The 16,671-nt window shown below is 67.5% G+C and carries 13 protein-coding genes; 6 read left to right on the top strand and 7 right to left on the bottom strand.

What is annotated here, in order from left to right; genetic code table 11:
- The first annotated feature begins 4 nt into the window (after positions 1 to 4).
- Together G328_RS0111845 and G328_RS16000 are read left to right on the top strand one after the other, a co-directional pair.
- Positions 5 to 541, top strand: a complete 537-nt coding sequence (locus tag G328_RS0111845) for a DUF4916 domain-containing protein (protein ID WP_019619571.1) — start codon at positions 5 to 7, stop codon at positions 539 to 541.
- A gap of 127 nt (positions 542 to 668) precedes the next feature.
- Positions 669 to 1,025: a hypothetical protein gene (locus G328_RS16000; protein ID WP_019619570.1), complete on the top strand. Its 357-nt coding sequence runs from the start codon at positions 669 to 671 to the stop codon at positions 1,023 to 1,025.
- An 11-nt stretch (positions 1,026 to 1,036) separates the two neighbouring features.
- Here the strand turns inward: G328_RS16000 and G328_RS15275 are convergent, their stop codons facing one another.
- The 6 genes from G328_RS15275 to G328_RS0111810 all read right to left on the bottom strand — a co-directional run bounded on the left by G328_RS15275 (position 1,037) and on the right by G328_RS0111810 (position 5,871).
- The gene (locus G328_RS15275; protein ID WP_019619569.1) at positions 1,037 to 1,579 is read right to left on the bottom strand and encodes an EVE domain-containing protein; all 543 of its coding nucleotides are present in this window, start codon (positions 1,577 to 1,579) and stop codon (positions 1,037 to 1,039) included.
- 7 nt (positions 1,580 to 1,586) lie between these two features.
- Positions 1,587 to 2,540, bottom strand: coding sequence for an ornithine cyclodeaminase family protein (locus G328_RS0111830; RefSeq protein ID WP_019619568.1), 954 nt, complete (start codon positions 2,538 to 2,540; stop codon positions 1,587 to 1,589).
- Positions 2,541 to 2,664: 124 nt separating this feature from the next.
- The gene (locus tag G328_RS0111825; protein WP_019619567.1) at positions 2,665 to 3,705 is read right to left on the bottom strand and encodes a beta-eliminating lyase-related protein; all 1,041 of its coding nucleotides are present in this window, start codon (positions 3,703 to 3,705) and stop codon (positions 2,665 to 2,667) included.
- 50 nt (positions 3,706 to 3,755) lie between these two features.
- Positions 3,756 to 4,229 (bottom strand): SprT-like domain-containing protein, encoded by a 474-nt coding sequence (locus G328_RS0111820; RefSeq protein ID WP_019619566.1) that lies wholly within the window; start codon positions 4,227 to 4,229, stop codon positions 3,756 to 3,758.
- A gap of 121 nt (positions 4,230 to 4,350) precedes the next feature.
- Complete coding sequence (locus tag G328_RS0111815) at positions 4,351 to 4,920, bottom strand: tetratricopeptide repeat protein (protein WP_019619565.1); 570 nt, start codon at positions 4,918 to 4,920, stop codon at positions 4,351 to 4,353.
- 96 nt (positions 4,921 to 5,016) lie between these two features.
- The gene (locus G328_RS0111810; RefSeq protein ID WP_019619564.1) at positions 5,017 to 5,871 is read right to left on the bottom strand and encodes a spermidine synthase; all 855 of its coding nucleotides are present in this window, start codon (positions 5,869 to 5,871) and stop codon (positions 5,017 to 5,019) included.
- Between the two features lie 117 nt (positions 5,872 to 5,988).
- On the opposite strand from G328_RS0111810, the gene G328_RS0111805 reads away from it, so the two are divergent.
- Together G328_RS0111805 and G328_RS0111800 are read left to right on the top strand one after the other, a co-directional pair.
- Entirely contained in the window at positions 5,989 to 6,465 is a 477-nt protein-coding gene (locus G328_RS0111805) for a Fur family transcriptional regulator (protein ID WP_019619563.1), read from the top strand.
- A gap of 67 nt (positions 6,466 to 6,532) precedes the next feature.
- Positions 6,533 to 8,032 carry a catalase gene (locus tag G328_RS0111800; protein WP_110463864.1) on the top strand — a complete coding sequence of 500 codons (1,500 nt, stop codon included), beginning with the start codon at positions 6,533 to 6,535 and terminating at the stop codon, positions 8,030 to 8,032.
- Positions 8,033 to 8,146: 114 nt separating this feature from the next.
- On the opposite strand, the gene G328_RS15270 is transcribed toward G328_RS0111800, so the two are convergent.
- Complete coding sequence (locus tag G328_RS15270) at positions 8,147 to 8,860, bottom strand: MBL fold metallo-hydrolase (RefSeq protein ID WP_019619561.1); 714 nt, start codon at positions 8,858 to 8,860, stop codon at positions 8,147 to 8,149.
- 320 nt (positions 8,861 to 9,180) lie between these two features.
- On the opposite strand from G328_RS15270, the gene rpoB reads away from it, so the two are divergent.
- A complete protein-coding gene (gene rpoB, locus G328_RS0111790; RefSeq protein WP_019619560.1) occupies positions 9,181 to 12,678 on the top strand; it encodes a DNA-directed RNA polymerase subunit beta in 3,498 nt (1,165 codons plus the stop codon).
- Between the two features lie 46 nt (positions 12,679 to 12,724).
- Entirely contained in the window at positions 12,725 to 16,606 is a 3,882-nt protein-coding gene (rpoC, locus tag G328_RS0111785) for a DNA-directed RNA polymerase subunit beta' (RefSeq protein WP_019619559.1), read from the top strand.
- The last annotated feature ends 65 nt before the right edge of the window (positions 16,607 to 16,671 follow it).

Below are 16,671 nucleotides of genomic sequence, written 5' to 3'. Positions count from 1 at the left end.
GCACATGGACGTCAGCACCCCCGATCCCGAATCCTCCGGCTGGCTCAGCGAGGACGATCTCGAGCTGATCCGCCGCCGCACCCCGATCCTCTACGTCGAAGCGATCCCGGTCGTGCTCGACGGCACGGGCCGCGTCGAGGCGCTCGGCCTGCTGCTGCGCGCGAACCCCGAGGGCGTCATCACCCGCACGTTCGTGTCGGGCCGCGTGCACTACGGGGAGTCGATCCGCAGCGCCCTGCTGCGTCACCTCGAAAAAGACCTCGGCACGATGGCGTTCCCGCAGCTGCCCGTGACGGTGCAGCCGTTCACGGTCGCCGAGTTCTCGCCGCTGCCCATCTCCGACCTCTACGACGAGCGGCAGCACGCCGTCGCACTCGAGTACATCGTGCCGGTCACGGGCGACTGCATTCCCCGACAGGATGCGCTCGAGGTCACGTGGGTGACCCCCGACGAGGCGAAAGACCCCGACCTGCTCGACGAACTCGAGGGCGGGCGCGGCGCGATCCTCCGCCAGGCGATCGGCTACCTCGGCGCCTGGTAGCCTCGGCCGCCGAGCCGGGAACTTTCCCGGCCCCGGGCCGCATCCCATCCCTGTGCCGCAGGGACCCCACCCGCGGCCGACAGCCCAACGTCTGTCTCCCCCAACCTCGCAGGAGCACACCACCACCATGACCTACGGTCAGCAGCCCTACCAGCAGCCCCAGCAGGGCTACCAGCCCTACGCGCAGCAGCCGTACCAGCCGGCGCGGCCCGACGACGGCGCCGACTCGGTTGGCAGCTGGGTGCTTACGATCTTCCTGCTCGGCATTCCGCTCGTCGGGCTCATCTACGTCATCGTGCTCGCGGTGGGCGACGGCCGCTCCGTCGCGAAGCGCAACTTCGCGCGCGCGACCCTCATCTGGATGCTCATCGGCGTCGCCCTGTCGATCATCGCCTTCGTCGTCATCTGGGCCGTCGGCGGCACCATCGCGCTCTCGTTCTGGAACGAATTCGAGAACTCGTCCTCGACGGTCCGCGTCAACTAGCGGGAGCGGGCCTAACCGCCCCACTCGCGCCACGCGCGCTCGGCCCGCTCCCGCGCATCCGCGCCCGGGGCGGGCGACGGCGGTGGCGAGGCTGCCTCGCGCAGCGCGTCGAGCGCAAAGCCGCTCGGCTCGGGCGCCGCGGGCCGCACCGCATCCTCAAAGATGATGAAGTCGCGGTGCGTGAGTTCGAGCCAGCCCGGGCGCAGGCGCTCGCCCCAGAACTTCGAGTCGCGCGTGAGCTCCAACATGTCGCGCAGCGGCCGTATCGGCGCGATACGTGCGCCCCGCAGCCAGTCGACCGGCGCGACCCATCGCGGCGCGCCGTGGCCGCCCAGCTGGTAGCCGTCGGCGGTCACGCGGCCCGCGGCGACCGCGGCGCGCAGCGGTTCGCCGTCGGGATTGTGCTCGCGGGGTGCATAAATCACGACGCCGTCGGCTTCGCGGAAGTCGGCGATCGGCTCGGCCCCGCCCCAGGCGACGCGCGCGGTGCCGCTTTCGACGAGCTCGCGGGCCCGGTCGAGGGGATGCACGAGCAGCCAGTAGCGGATCGCCACGGTCGGCCTAGCGCAGCGCGGTGCTCGGCAGGCGCTGGAAGATCTCGCTCGCGACCGCGAGGTCCTGCCACGGCATCCCGACCGTCTTGTACACGGTGGGGCGGCTGCGGTCGATGCGCACGTCGCCGCGCACGACATCGCGCACGGGAATGAGGTCGTCGCGGGTGATCGCGCCCTCGGCGAGCGCGATCGCGATCTCGCCCGACTCGTTGATCGCCGTGTCGATGTCTTCGACGATGACGTTCGAGCGGGCGATGAGCGCCGTGTCGAGCTCGCTGCGGGTGTCGGTGTGCGAACCGAGCGCGATGACGAGGGCACCGGGGCGCACGAGCGAGCCGTCAAACAGCGGCTCGCCCGACCCGGTCGCGGTAATGATGAGGTCGGCCTGCGGAATCGCCGTCGTCGGCGGCATCGCCTGGCCGATTCGCGCGTTCCAGCCGAGCTCGGCCGCGGTTGCGGCGAACATCTCGACCTTGCTCGCGTTGCGGCCCGCGATGACGAGTTGCTTGAGCTGCGGATGCAGCTGCCGCAGCACCTCGGCGTGCTTGCGGGCCTGCGCGCCGTAGCCGTACATGACCACGTTGCGCGAGTCGCGGTTCACGAAGCGCGACGTGACGAGGCTCGTCATTGCCGCCGTGCGGAGGTCGGTGAGGTCGTCGCCGTCGATGATCGCCCGGGGCGTCGTCGTCTCGGCGTCCATGAGCACGTAGAGCCCCTGCGCGCGGTCGACGTTGCGCGCCGGGTTGCGGTCGTTCACCGACATGATCTTCGCGCCGACCCAGCCGTGCGTCTGCGAGGCCATGAAGAGCATCCGCCGCTCGTCGTCGAGTTGATAGAAGCTGCGCGGGAAGTCCTGCGAGGGGTCGACCTCGGTCTGCAGCGCCGTCTCGAGCGCGCCAACGACGTCGCTCAGACGAATGTGCTTGCGGATGTGCTGGTTGGTGATGTGCGGAATGTCCACGTGCGCGGGTGCTCCTTCAGCGAGGTGATCGCAGGCTGCGGTGTCGGCGAGGCGCCGTCACCGGTGGGCGACCGCGCCTCGCAGAATGCTACCTGGCGGCGCCGGGGATGCACCCGGCGCGGAGTCACAGCGCGGCGCGGATCGCGTCGACGAGCGCGTCGACCGACTCGTCGGGGGTGTCCCACGACGCCATGAGCCGCACCGCGCCGGGCATCGGCGGCCAGTCGTAGAACCGCAGGCCGCTGCGCTCGCGGGCGCGGTCGGCGACGCCCTCGGGCAGCACGGGGAACACCGCGTTCGCCTCGACCTCGAGCGGCACCTCGACCCCCGGCAGCTCGGCGAGCCGGGCCCCGAGCTCGCGGGCCTTCGCGTTCGCGTGTTCCGCGTTGCGGCGCCACAGGTCGCCCTCGTAGAGCGCGAGCAGCTGCGCGGACACGAAGCGCTGCTTCGACGCGAGCTGCGTCGTGATCTTGCGCAGGTAGTCGGTACCGCGCACCGCGTCGGGGTTCACGACGATGACCGCCTCGGCCGCGAGCGCCCCGTTCTTCGTCGCTCCGAGCGAGATTACGTCGGCGCCCGCGGCGAGCTCGGCGAGCGAGCCGCCCTGCGCCGCCGCCGCGTTCGCGATACGCGACCCATCAAGGTGCACGAACATGCCCGCCGCATGGGCCGCGTCGGCGAGCCGCGAGAACTCCTCGGGGGAGTAGACGGTGCCGAGCTCGGTCGAGTTGCTCGCCGACACGACCTGCGGGGATGCGCGGTGCACGTCGTCGGGGTCGGGCGCGATGAGCAGCTCGGGCGTGAGCTTGCCGCTCGCCGAGGCGACCGGGAGCAGCTTGATGCCGCCGATGCGTTCGGGCGCACCCTGCTCGTCGGTGTTGATGTGCGCCGCCGAGGTGCACTGAACGGTGCCCCAGCGCGGCAGCATCGCCTGCAGCGCGACGACGTTCGCGCCGGTGCCGTTGAACACCGGATACGCTTCGGCGCGCTCCCCGAACTGCTCGCGCACGACCTCACGGAACCGCTCCGTGTACGGGTCGTCACCGTAGGCGAGCACGTGCCCGCCGTTCGCGGTCGCGAGGGCCTCGAGCACCTCGGGGTGCACGCCCGCGTAGTTGTCGGAACCGAAGTGGAACGCCGTCGCGTCATGGAGCTGGGAAATCACAGCGACAATTCTGCACCCTCAGCCTCCTGAGCTCGGCCCCCGCGCGGCGGCTACGCGCTCGCGGCCATTTCTTCTGGCGAGCGCTCGCGCCACGCGATGAGGTACCGGCGATCGAACCGCCGCGAGCAGCGCCCGCACGACATGTCGCGCTTCGGGCGGCGGAACCGCACCGTCGGGTGCCCGTTTGGGCAGACCCCCGACCAGCGCGCGAACTCCTGCGCGATCTCGCCGTGGTGGGTGCGCGAGCCGCGGTACCCGATGCTGCGCGCGAGCACGAGCCACACGTCGCCGTGGCCCGCCTGCGGCCCCGCGAGGGCGTGCGCGATCTCGTGCAGCAGCGTCTGCTCCACCTCGTCGGTCGAATACCGGGCCGCGAGATACTTCGACACCGAGATGCGCTTCGCCGTGAAATTGCACAGGCCCGCGCGGGTCTTCGCGTTGTCGAAACGGAACGACCAGCCCTCGGGCAGGTGGGTCGCGATGAGGCGGGTCGCGTGCGCGCGTACCCAGTCGAGCTCAGCCATGATGTGTCCTCTCTGCCCGCGGCCCCGGCACGGGGCGCGCGAACACCGATGATTTTGCGCGGCACGACCGAGTCTCGCGCGACCCTCCGACATCCGGCCCGCGCACCGCGAGCAGCTGCGCCTACGCGTTGATCGAGGTGACCGGCTCGTCGAACTCGTCGGGCGTTCCCGCGCCCTCGAGCTTCGCGCGCACAACGCGAATCGCGAACTTCGTCGAGTTCGTCTGATCGGCGGGGATTCCGTCGGACTCGCGGAACTTCAGCGCCCGCTCGAAGTCGGCGAGCGCCTCGTCGTACCGCTCGAGCTCGAACAGCACCTTGCCGCGGTGCTGCAGCGCGAACCCCGCGAGCTCGGCCCAGTCGTGGGCGACGGCCTCCTCAACGCAGTTCGTGAGCTCGCCGAGCGCTGCCTCGAGCTTGCCCTGGTACTGCGTCACCTGCGCGCGGCGCACGCGGGCCGCGAGCGAGTCCTCACGCGAGCCCGTGAAGCGCGACTGCCGCGCCGCCGTCTGGGCGCGCTCGAAGGCTTCGTCGAGCCGCCCGAGCATGCGCAGCAGCGCAACCTGCTCGTTCAGCGCCGCGAGCGAGCGGAACTTCGAAATCTCCTCGAGTCGTGCCGTCGCCGCATCCGCATCGATGCGCTCGCGCAGCGTCTCGGGGTCATAGCCAAGAATGATCGGTGAGTCAGACACGCCTCACAGGGTAGCCACCCGGCCGCAGAATGCCGCGTGTGCCACCCCGGCAACCGCGAACTCGCGCGTCATGCCAGCTATCGAGTACGAAAAGGGCTATCGCGTACTAAAAATGCCCCGGCCAGGCACGGGGGAGTCGGTCGCGTCGGCATCGTGCACGGGCGCAGCGCCCCGCAGCCACTCGGTGGTCTGCGCGGCCGAGTGCACCGTCGCCGGCGGGAACCCCGACGCCGCGAGCCGCGCGAGGCCCGGCAGCTCAAGTTCGCGGCGCGACGCGATCGCGACAATGTTGCCGAACCGCCGACCCTTCAGCACGGCCGGGTCGCTCACGAGCATCGTCGGGCCAATCGCGGCGCGGATGCTCGCAATCTCCCCGCGCGCGAAGCGCAGCTCGTGCCCGTCGGCAACGTTCACGAGCACAATGCCGTCGGGCGCGAGCAGGCCCGCCACCTCGGCAAAGAACTCGACGCTCGTGACGTGCGCCGGCGTCGACGGCCCCGCAAAAATATCGACGACGATGACGTCGGCCGAGCCGCGCATCCCCTGCGGCAGCCGGCCGAGCTGCTCGCGCGCATCCCCGTACCGCACGCGAATGGATGCGCCGGTCGGGAGCGGGGCGACCTCGCGCACGAACTCGACCAGGTCACGCTCGAGCTCGATGATCTGCTGGCGCGAGCCGGGTCGTGTCGCGTCGAGGTAGCGGGGGATCGACATCGCGCCGGCGCCGAGGTGCAGCGCGGTCAGTCGCTGCCGCTGGTCGAAGGCGAGGTCGAGCACGTGCCCCATGTGCCGGATGTATCCAAAGCCGAGCTCGGTCGCGTCGGCGAGGTTCACCTGCGACTGCGGCGTGCCGTCGACGATGAGAGTCGTGACGTCGCCGTCGACGGTGAACTGGGCGCGTCGGCCCGACGCGAGCGTGCGGGTGAGGGCGGGGGAGTGCTGGCGAGCCATACCTCGATTATCGTGCCCCGCGGCGACCCCTGCCATGGCGCCGAAGCGCGGGGACACTCGGCTCGAGGTTAGGTTCGCCTTATTTTGATTCATTCAAAAGAGCAATAGAATGGGGGCATGACCTCGACGACTCCTGCGCACGCGACCGCGTCGTGGGCCGACCGCATCCGCGGTGTCGGCCTGCGCGTGACCCCGCGCCGGGTTGCGCTGCTCGAGGCCCTCTCGGAGCACCCGCACGCGACCGTCGACGAGGTGCACGCCCGCACGGCAGCGGCTGTGCCGCACCTCACGAAGCAGGCCGTGTACGTGAGCCTCGGCGACTTCGAACACCACGGGCTTGTGCGCCGCATCGACCCGCCCGGGTCGGCCGCCCGCTACGAGACGCGCACCGACGACAACCACCACCACCTCGTGTGCGAGGTGTGCGGCGCAATCGTCGACGTCGACTGTGCCGTGGGCGCGGCGCCGTGCCTCCATCCCGCCGACGACGCCGGTTTTCAGGTGTTCGCCGCCGAGGTGACCTACCGCGGCATCTGCGCCGACTGCCAGGCGGCGAAGCCCGAAGCCAGCGCATCCGCGAGCCCAACCTCGTAAGCGCCCAGTTCTCAAGACCCCAGTTCTCAAGCCCCAGAATTCCCGTAGAAAACGAAGAGGAGTGATCGTGTCCAAGATCGACCCCACTGCCCCCGCCACGCGCCAGAACGGCGCACCGGCCGAGAGCAACCGCAACTCCCTTACCGTCGGCCCGAACGGCCCCATCACGCTGAACGACGTGCACCTCATCGAGACGCTCGCCGCGTTCAACCGTGAGCGTGTGCCGGAGCGCAACCCCCACGCCAAGGGCTCGGGTGCGTTCGGCGAGTGGGAGATCACCGAGGACGTCTCGAAGTACACCCACGCGAAGGGCTTCCAGCTCGGCGCGAAGGGCCGCGTGCTCCTGCGCTTCTCGACCGTTGCCGGTGAGCAGGGCTCGCCCGACACCTGGCGCGACGTGCGCGGCTTCTCGCTGCGCTTCTACACCGAAGACGGCAACCTCGACATCGTCGGCAACAACACCCCCGTGTTCTTCCTGCGCGACCCCATCAAGTTCCCGAACTTCATCCGCTCGCAGAAGCGCCTGCCCGCCTCGGGCCTGCGTGACAACACGATGCAGTTCGACTTCTGGACCCTCAACCCCGAGTCGGCCCACCAGGTCACGTACGTCATGGGCCCCCGCGGCCTTCCGCGCAGCTGGCGCGAGATGAACGGCTACAGCTCGCACACCTACCAGTGGATCAACGCTGACGGCGAGCGCTTCTGGGTGAAGTACCACTTCCAGTCGGAGCAGGGCGTGCACAACATGACCAACGAAGAGGCCGAGCGCCTCGCCGGTCAGGACGCCGAGTACCACCGCCGCGACCTCTTCGACAACATTGCCGAGGGCAACTTCCCGAGCTGGACGATCAACGTGCAGGTCATGCCGTACGAAGACGCGAAGACCTACCGCATCAACCCGTTCGACCTCACGAAGGTGTGGCCGCACGCCGACTACCCGCTGATTCCGGTCGGCAAGTTCACGCTGAACGAGAACCCGAAGAACTTCTTCGCCGAGATCGAGCAGGCCGCGTTCTCGCCCGGCAACTTCGTGCCCGGCACCGGCATCTCGCCCGACAAGATGCTCGTCGCGCGTACCTTCTCGTACCCCGACGCGCAGCGCGCGCGCATCGGCACGAACTACAACCAGCTGCCGGTGAACCAGCCCGTGCACCCCGTCAACAGCTACACGTTCGACGGCAACATGCGCTTCGACCACTCGGGCGACGCCCCGGTGTACGCGCCGAACTCGTTCGGCCGCCCCTACGCCGACGAGGTCGGCCAGGTCGAGAACAGTTGGGAGTCCGACGGCGAGCTCGTGCGCAGCACGTACGAACTGCGTGAGGGCGACGACGACTTCAGCCAGGCCGGCGACCTCGTGCGCAACGTCTTCACCGACGCCGAGCGCGACGAGTTCGTGAACACCGTTGCGGGCGCGCTCGCGACCGTGCAGGAGCCCGTGCTCTCGAACGCCTTCCAGTACTGGAAGAACGTTGACCAGGCCACCGGTGAGCGCATCGAGGCGAAGGTTCGCGAGGGCCTCGCCGAGGCCGGCGAGATCCCGGGCGGCGACCCCGCGAACGCCTAGTTCGACGAGCTGAACGAGTCTTCGAACTAAACGAGCCGGGGCTCGAACCACACTCTGCTTACCGCAGTGTGGTTCGGGCCCCGGCTCGTTTGCGCTTAGTTTGTGGGATGCGCGCTAGCGGCGATACGCGTCGCCGGAGGGATTCTCGGGCGGCAGCCCGCCCTGGAGCCGCCACGTGTTGAGGAACCCGCGTTCGCGGTCGAGCGTCGAGGGGAGGCCGTGGCCCGGGTAGAAGATCGTCTCGTTCGGGAACCGGCGGAAGATGCGCTCGACCACGTCGCCGAGCAGCTGCGCGTACGCATCCGAGTCGCCGAACGTGTTGCCGATGCCGCCGGGGAACAGCGAGTCGCCGGTGATGAGGCGGGCCGGATGCTCGGGCGTCGTGAGCGCGAGCGCGACCGAGCCCGGCGTGTGGCCGCGCAGGCCGATGACGTCGAGGCGCTGCTCCCCGAGGGCGATCGTGTCGCCGTCGCTGAGCCGATGCTCGGTCGTGCCGGGCAGCTCAGCGGCGTCGTTGGCCCCGGCGTAGCTCGGCACGTCGAAGTGCGCCTTGATCTCCTCGAGCGCCTGCCAGTGGTCGCGGTGTCGGTGGGTCGTCAGCACGCCCACGACGCGAACCGGCGCCGCGCCCGCATCGGCGGCCCGACGGGTCGCGATGTGCACGAGCTCGATGATCGCTGGGGCGTTGTCGGCGGCGTCGACGATGAGGGCGTTGCCGGTTGCGACGTCGACGATGACGTAGCAGTTATTCTCGAAGTCGTTGACCTCGGCGTAGTGCAGTTCGAAGGCGCCGAACGCGTCGAGGTTGGGGCGAAACGGATGCGACATGTCCCGAGCGTATCCGGGCTACCGGCACACCGCGAAAAGTCGCTCTAGACACGCCGACGAGCTCGGGTTAAGGTAGATCCTTGCGCTTCGTCGCTCCTTGCCTTCATATTGCGGTCGGCTCGGTTGCTGCAATTCTCTCGTTCCTCGGCCCGAAACGCGCGTTTCGAGCCTCGTGTCAGGGGTCGAGTTCCAGGGGTCGAACCTGAAGAACTCCTCCGAATCACAGGTGCGCGATGGCTGCCGCAACGGACGGCGATGCCACCCTCACGCCCAATGCAATCGCGTCCCGCCGGCCAGCGGGACCTGTGGAGGTAATTCTTTTGGCTGCTGCGAACAACGCAACTACAACGCCGAAGTCCGGACGCAATGCGCACCGCCTGTCATTCGCGACCATCAAGGACACACTCGAGGTTCCGGATCTGCTTTCGTTGCAGACCGAATCCTTCGACTGGCTCGTGGGGAACGAGGGCTGGATTGCCCGTCGTGACTACGAGATCGACAACGGCGGCAACGACGTGCCGCGCACCTCGGGCCTCGACGAGATCTTCGACGAGATCTCGCCCATCGAGGACAACGCCGAGCAGATGCAGCTCACGTTCCGTGAGCCCACGCTCGAGCCCGCGAAGTACTCGATCGACGAGTGCAAGGAGCGGGGCAAGACCTACTCCGCGCCGCTTTACGTAACCGCGGAATTCATGCGGTACGAGACCGGCGAGATCAAGACCCAGACGGTCTTCATGGGCGACTTCCCGCTCATGACCGACAAGGGCACGTTCATCATCAACGGCACCGAGCGCGTCGTCGTGTCGCAGCTCGTGCGCTCGCCGGGTGTCTACTTCGAGCGCACCCCCGAGAAGAACTCCGACATCGACGTCTACTCGTCGCGCGTGATCCCCTCGCGCGGTGCGTGGCTCGAGTTCGAGGTCGACAAGAAGGGCCTCGTCGCCGTTCGCATCGACCGCAAGCGCAAGCAGTCGGTCACGGTGTTCCTCCGCGCCATCGGCATGAGCGAGGAAGAGATCCGCGCCGAGTTCGCCGGCTACGAGACGCTCCTCGACACGCTGTCGAAGGACGACCCGAAGATCCAGACCCAGGAAGACGCGCTTCGCGACATCTACAAGAAGCTGCGCCCGGGCGAGCAGGTTGCCTCGGAGGCCGCGAAGGCCCTCCTCGAGAACTACTACTTCAACGATAAGCGCTACGACCTCGCGAAGGTTGGTCGCTACAAGATCAACCGCAAGCTCGGCCTCGAGGCGCCCATCAGCGACTCGGTGCTCTCGGTTGAGGACATCGTTGCGACGATCAAGTACCTCGTTGCCCTGCAGAAGGGCGAGGCCACGATCGAGGGCACGCGCGGTGGCGGCGAGATCGTCGACATCCCCCTCGACGTCGACGACATCGACCACTTCGGTAACCGCCGCATCCGTGCGGTCGGCGAGCTGATCCAGAACCAGGTGCGCACCGGCCTCAGCCGCATGGAGCGCGTCGTGCGCGAGCGCATGACGACGCAGGAGATCGACTCGATCACCCCGCAGTCGCTCATCAACGTGCGTCCCGTGGTCGCGGCGATCAAGGAGTTCTTCGGAACTTCGCAGCTGTCGCAGTTCATGGACCAGAACAACCCGCTCGCGGGCATCACGCACAAGCGTCGCCTCAACGCGCTCGGCCCCGGTGGCCTCAGCCGTGAGCGCGCCGGCGTCGAGGTGCGCGACGTCCACGCCTCGCACTACGGCCGCATGTGCCCAATCGAGACGCCGGAAGGCCCGAACATCGGCCTCATCGGTTCGCTCGCGACGTTCGCGCGCATCAACGCGTTCGGCTTCATCGAGACCCCGTACCGCCGCGTGAACAACGGCGTCGTGTCGTCGCAGATCGACTACCTCACGGCCGCCGACGAAGACGAGTACGTCGTCGCGCAGGCGAACGCGCCGATCGACGAGAACGGCCGCTACCTCGAAGACGACGTCCTCGTGCGTACGAAGGGTGGCGAGGTTGAGCTCGTGCCCGCCGACCAGGTCGACTACATGGACGTCTCGCCGCGCCAGATGGTGTCGGTGGGTACCTCGCTCATCCCGTTCCTCGAGCACGACGACACGAACCGCGCGCTCATGGGCGCGAACATGCAGCGCCAGGCTGTGCCGCTGCTGCGTTCGAGCTCGCCGATCGTCGGCACCGGTATGGAGGGCTACACCGCGATCGACGCCGGTGACGTCGTCACGGCCGTCAACGCCGGTGTCGTCACCTCGGTGTCGGCCGACCAGGTGGTCGTGCAGACCGATGAGGGCGGCAGCGAGTCGTACTGGCTCCGCAAGTTCGAGCGCTCGAACGCGGGCACCTGCTACAACCACCGCGTCATCGTGAAGGCCGGCGACCGCGTCGAGGTCGGCGAGGTCATCGCCGACGGCCCCGCGACCGAGAACGGCGAGCTCGCGCTCGGCAAGAACCTCCTCGTGGCGTTCATGCCGTGGGAGGGCCACAACTTCGAAGACGCGATCATCATCAGCCAGAACCTCGTGAAGAACGACGTGCTCTCGTCGATCCACATCGAGGAATACGAGGTGGATGCGCGCGACACGAAGCTCGGTAAGGAAGAGATCACGGCCGACCTGCCGAACGTGGGTCAGGACATGCTCAAGGACCTCGACGAGCGCGGCATCATTCGCGTCGGTGCCGAGGTGCAGCCGGGCGACATCCTCGTCGGTAAGGTCACGCCGAAGGGCGAGACCGAGCTCAGCGCCGAGGAGCGCCTGCTCCGCGCGATCTTCAACGAGAAGAGCCGCGAGGTGCGCGACACCTCGCTCAAGGTTCCCCACGGCCAGGCCGGCACGATCATCGGTGTCAAGGTGTTCGACGTTGAGAACGGTGACGACGAGCTCGGCTCGGGCGTCAACCAGCGCGTCGTCGTCTACATCGCGCAGAAGCGCAAGATCACCGAGGGCGACAAGCTCGCGGGCCGCCACGGTAACAAGGGCGTCATCGCGAAGATCCTGCCCGAGGAAGACATGCCGTTCCTCGAAGACGGCACGCCCGTCGACATCATCCTCAACCCGCTCGGTATTCCGAAGCGTATGAACCTCGGTCAGGTGCTCGAATCGCACCTCGGCTGGGCCGCCACGCAGGGTTGGGACATCGAGGGTACGCCCGAGTGGGCCGCCGACCTTCCCGCCGACGCGCTCCACGTCGCTCCCGGCACGAAGGTTGCGACCCCCGTGTTCGACGGTGCGACGCAGGAGGAGCTGCAGGGCCTGCTCACCTCGACCCGCCCGAACGACGACGGCGAGCGCATGGTGAAGGGCGACGGCAAGGCGCGCCTGTTCGATGGTCGCTCCGGCGAGCCGTTCCCCGACCCGATCTCGGTGGGCTACATGTACATGCTCAAGCTCCACCACCTTGTCGACGACAAGATCCACGCCCGCTCGACCGGCCCCTACTCGATGATCACCCAGCAGCCGCTCGGTGGTAAGGCGCAGTTCGGTGGCCAGCGCTTCGGTGAGATGGAGGTGTGGGCCCTCGAGGCCTACGGCGCCGCCTACACCCTGCAGGAGCTGCTCACGATCAAGTCCGACGACATCGTCGGCCGCGTCAAGGCCTACGAGTCGATCGTCAAGGGCGAGAACATCCAGAAGGCCGGTATTCCCGAGTCGTTCCGAGTGCTCGTGCGTGAAATGCGCTCGCTGTGCCTGAACGTCGAGGTGCTTGCCGCCGATGGCTCGATCGTCAGCCTCGAAGAGAACGACGACGACGCCTACCGTGCTGCCGAAGAGCTCGGCATCAACATCTCCAGCCGCTTCGAATCGTCTTCGGTCGAAGAGATCTAAATCCGCCACTCGATGACGAAGCTTTGTTTCTAGGGAGAATCACGAATTGATCGACGCAACTAAGTTCGACAGCATCAGCATCGGGCTGGCCACGAGCGAGGACATCCTGGGCTGGTCCCGCGGTGAAGTCAAGAAGCCCGAGACCATCAACTACCGCACGCTCAAGCCTGAGAAGGACGGCCTGTTCGGCGAGCAGATCTTCGGCCCGTCGCGCGACTGGGAGTGTGCCTGCGGGAAGTACAAGCGCGTGCGCTTCAAGGGCATCATCTGTGAGCGCTGCGGCGTTGAGGTGACGAAGTCGGCCGTGCGCCGTGAGCGCATGGGCCACATCAAGCTCGCTGCCCCCGTCACGCACATCTGGTACTTCAAGGGTGTTCCCTCGCGCCTCGGCTACCTGCTCGACATGGCGCCGAAGGACCTCGAGAAGGTCATCTACTTCGCGGCCTACATGGTCGTCGAGATCGACGAGGAGGGTCGTCGCGACGACGTGACCGATCTCGAGAAGGAGAAGAACCTCGAGGTCGACACCCGCGGCAAGCAGCGCGACTCGCAGATTAACGAGCGCATGGCGCAGCTTGAGAAGGACCTCGAGGCACTCGAGGAGGAGGGCGCTACCTCCGACCAGAAGAAGAAGACCAAGGATGCGGCCGAGAAGGAAATGGCTCGGATCCGCAAGGAGGTCGACAACGACATCGCGCAGATCGAGCGCGTCTACGAGGGGTTCAAGAACCTCAAGGTGGGCGAGCTGAAGCCCGATGACGCCGACTTCGCGGAGCTCATCGACCGCTACGGTGACTACTTCGAGGCGCACATGGGCGCCGAGGCGATCAAGCGCCGCCTGCAGGACTTCGACCTCGCGACCGAGGCCGACCTGCTGCGCGAGCAGATCCAGAACGGCAAGGGTCAGAAGAAGATCCGCGCCATCAAGCGCCTCAAGGTCGTCAACGCGTTCCTGCAGACCGAAAACAAGCCGGCTGCGATGGTGCTCGACGTTATTCCGGTCATCCCGCCGGAGCTGCGCCCGATGGTGCAGCTCGACGGTGGCCGCTTCGCGACGAGCGACCTGAACGACCTCTACCGCCGCGTGATCAACCGCAACAACCGACTCATGCGCCTGCTTGAGCTCGGTGCGCCCGAGATCATCGTGAACAACGAGAAGCGCATGCTGCAGGAGGCCGTCGACGCACTGTTCGACAACGGCCGCCGCGGTCGCCCCGTCACGGGCACCGGCAACCGTGCGCTGAAGTCGCTCAGCGACATGCTCAAGGGCAAGCAGGGGCGTTTCCGCCAGAACCTGCTCGGTAAGCGCGTCGACTACTCGGGCCGTTCGGTCATCATCGTTGGTCCGCAGCTTCAGATGCACCAGTGTGGTCTGCCGAAGCAGATGGCGCTCGAGCTGTTCAAGCCGTACGTCATCAAGCGGCTCATCGACCTCGGCCACGCCAGCAACATCAAGGCTGCGAAGCGCTCGGTTGAGCGCGCGAAGCCCGAGGTGTGGGACGTGCTCGAAGAGGTCATTCGCGAGCGCCCCGTGCTGCTCAACCGTGCGCCCACCCTGCACCGTCTCGGTATTCAGGCGTTCGAGCCGCAGCTCGTTGAGGGTAAGGCGATTCAGCTGCACCCGCTCGCGTGCTCGGCGTTCAACGCTGACTTCGACGGTGACCAGATGGCCGTGCACCTGCCGCTCTCGGTTGAGGCGCAGGCCGAGGCTCGCGTGCTCATGCTCGCCTCGAACAACATCCTCAAGCCGTCGGACGGTCGCCCCGTGACCCTACCCTCGCAGGACATGGTCGCTGGCCTCTACCACCTCACTTTCCTCCGCGAGGATGCGCTCGGTGCCGGCCGCGTGTTCGGCTCGGTTGCCGAGGCGATCATGGCGTCGGACGAGGGCACGCTGCACCTCAACGCGCCCGTGAAGATCCGGCTCGAGGGCCTGAGTTTCCTGCCGGGCGACGCACCCGAGGGCTTCACCGAGGGTCGCGCCTACGTCAAGGAGACGACGCTGGGCCGCGCGCTCTTCAACGAGCTGCTGCCCGACACGTACCCGTACCTCGAGGACGTCATGACCAAGGGTCGCCTCTCGGGCGTGGTGAACTTCCTCGCCGAGCGGTACGACAAGGACGTGGTTGCGCACACGCTCGACCGCATCAAGGACGCGGGCTTCTACTGGGCGACCCGTTCGGGCATCTCGCTGTCGGTCTCCGACGTCGTGATCCCCGACACGAAGGCGTCGATCGTGGAGGAGACTGAGAAGAAGGTCGCCGCGCTGCGTGAGGACTACCAGATGGGTCTTTCGACCCAGCAGGAGTACCGCGAGCAGACGATCGCGCTGTGGGAGGACGCGACCGAGCGGGTCGCGGCCGACACCCGTGAGCAGTTCCCCGAGACGAACTCGATTCACCGCATGGTGACGGCGGGTGCGAACGGTAACTGGCTGCAGGTGCGACAGATTGCCGGTATGCGCGGCATCGTGGCAAACCCGAAGGGTGAGAAGATCGCCCGCCCGATCATCCACTCGTACCGCGAGGGCCTGACGGTGCTCGAGTACTTCTCGTCGACCCACGGTGCCCGTAAGGGTCTTGCCGACACCGCGCTCAAGACGGCCGACTCGGGTTACCTGACCCGTCGTCTCGTCGACGTGTCGCAGGACGTCATCATCCGCGAGGACGACTGCGGTACCCACAAGGGCATCGTGCTCCCGATCGCGCAGACCGACGCCGCTGGCAACGTCTCGCTCGCCGAGAACGTCGAGAACTCGGTGTACGCCCGTACGCTCGCGACCGACGTCGTCGACGCGAAGGGCAACGTGCTCGCGAAGGCTGGCGAGTCGGTCGGTGACGTGCTGATCGAGCGCCTGCTCGGCGAGGGCATCACCGAGGTGACGATTCGCTCCGTGCTTTCGTGCGAATCGCAGGTCGGTGTCTGCGCGAAGTGCTACGGCCGCTCGATGGCGTCGAGCGAGCTCGCCGACCTCGGCGAGGCCGTCGGCATCATCGCGGCGCAGTCGATCGGTGAGCCCGGCACGCAGCTGACGATGCGTACCTTCCACACCGGTGGTATTGCCGGTGCGGCCGACATCACGCAGGGTCTTCCCCGTGTGCAGGAGCTCTTCGAGGCCCGTACCCCGAAGGGTGCCGCGCCGCTCGCGAAGGTCGCCGGTACCGTGACGTTCCAGGACACGGAGCGCCAGCGCAAGATCGTGCTCGAGCCCGACAACAAGGACGACGAGACGCTCACCTACCCGGTGTCGCGCTTCTCGGAGTTCCTCGTGAACGACGGCGACCACGTCGAGCCCGGCCAGCAGCTCGTTGAGGGTCCGCTCGACCCGAAGGACGTGCTCGAGGTGCTCGGCACGACGGCGGTGCAGAAGTACCTCGTCGGTGGCGTGCAGGACGTGTACAACTCGCAGGGTGTGCCGATCCACGACAAGCACATCGAGGTCATCGTGCGCCAGATGCTGCGGAAGGTCACGATCAACGACTCGGGTGAGACCGACATGCTCCCCGGTGAGCTCGTCGACCGTCAGCGCTTCCAGGCAACCAACCGCCAGGCGGTGGCCGAGGGCCGTCGCCCCGCGTCGGGTCGCCCCGAGGTGATGGGTATCACGAAGGCGTCGCTCGCGACCGAGTCGTGGCTGTCGGCCGCGTCGTTCCAGGAGACCACGCGTGTGCTCACGCAGGCCGCCATGGAGCAGAAGACCGACCCGCTGCTCGGCCTCAAGGAGAACGTCATCATCGGTCGTCTCATCACGGCCGGTACCGGTATGCCGGAGTACGCCGAGCAGGTCGTTGAACCGACCGAAGAGGCGCGCAACGAGCGGTACCCGTACGCCGAGGCCGACGCGCTCGACTTCAGCAACGACCTCTCGTTCGCCGACTTCGACTCGTTCTCGGGTAGCGACGACTTCGGCGGCATCGACTTCAACTAGTCGAGGCGGTCGACGCGAGTCGCACCAACGGGCGATGCCCCGGGCCACGTGCCCGGGGCATCGCC

This window comes from [Zimmermannella] faecalis ATCC 13722, from assembly GCF_000381765.1.
GTDB classification, from domain to species: Bacteria; Actinomycetota; Actinomycetes; order Actinomycetales; family Microbacteriaceae; genus Gulosibacter; species Gulosibacter faecalis.
The sequence above is the reverse complement of the archived record's forward strand: the minus strand, read 5'-3'. Positions and strand labels throughout refer to the sequence as shown.

What these genes read in the sequence shown, in the direction of transcription:
- G328_RS16000 (WP_019619570.1), top strand. Translation starts at nt 669, where the DNA reads ATGACCTACGGTCAGCAGCCCTACCAGCAGCCCCAGCAGGGCTACCAG.
- G328_RS15270 (WP_019619561.1), bottom strand. Translation starts at nt 8,860, where the DNA reads ATGTCGCATCCGTTTCGCCCCAACCTCGACGCGTTCGGCGCCTTCGAA.
- G328_RS0111810 (WP_019619564.1), bottom strand. Translation starts at nt 5,871, where the DNA reads ATGGCTCGCCAGCACTCCCCCGCCCTCACCCGCACGCTCGCGTCGGGC.
- G328_RS0111820 (WP_019619566.1), bottom strand. Translation starts at nt 4,229, where the DNA reads ATGGCTGAGCTCGACTGGGTACGCGCGCACGCGACCCGCCTCATCGCG.
- G328_RS0111845 (WP_019619571.1), top strand. Translation starts at nt 5, where the DNA reads ATGGACGTCAGCACCCCCGATCCCGAATCCTCCGGCTGGCTCAGCGAG.
- G328_RS0111805 (WP_019619563.1), top strand. Translation starts at nt 5,989, where the DNA reads ATGACCTCGACGACTCCTGCGCACGCGACCGCGTCGTGGGCCGACCGC.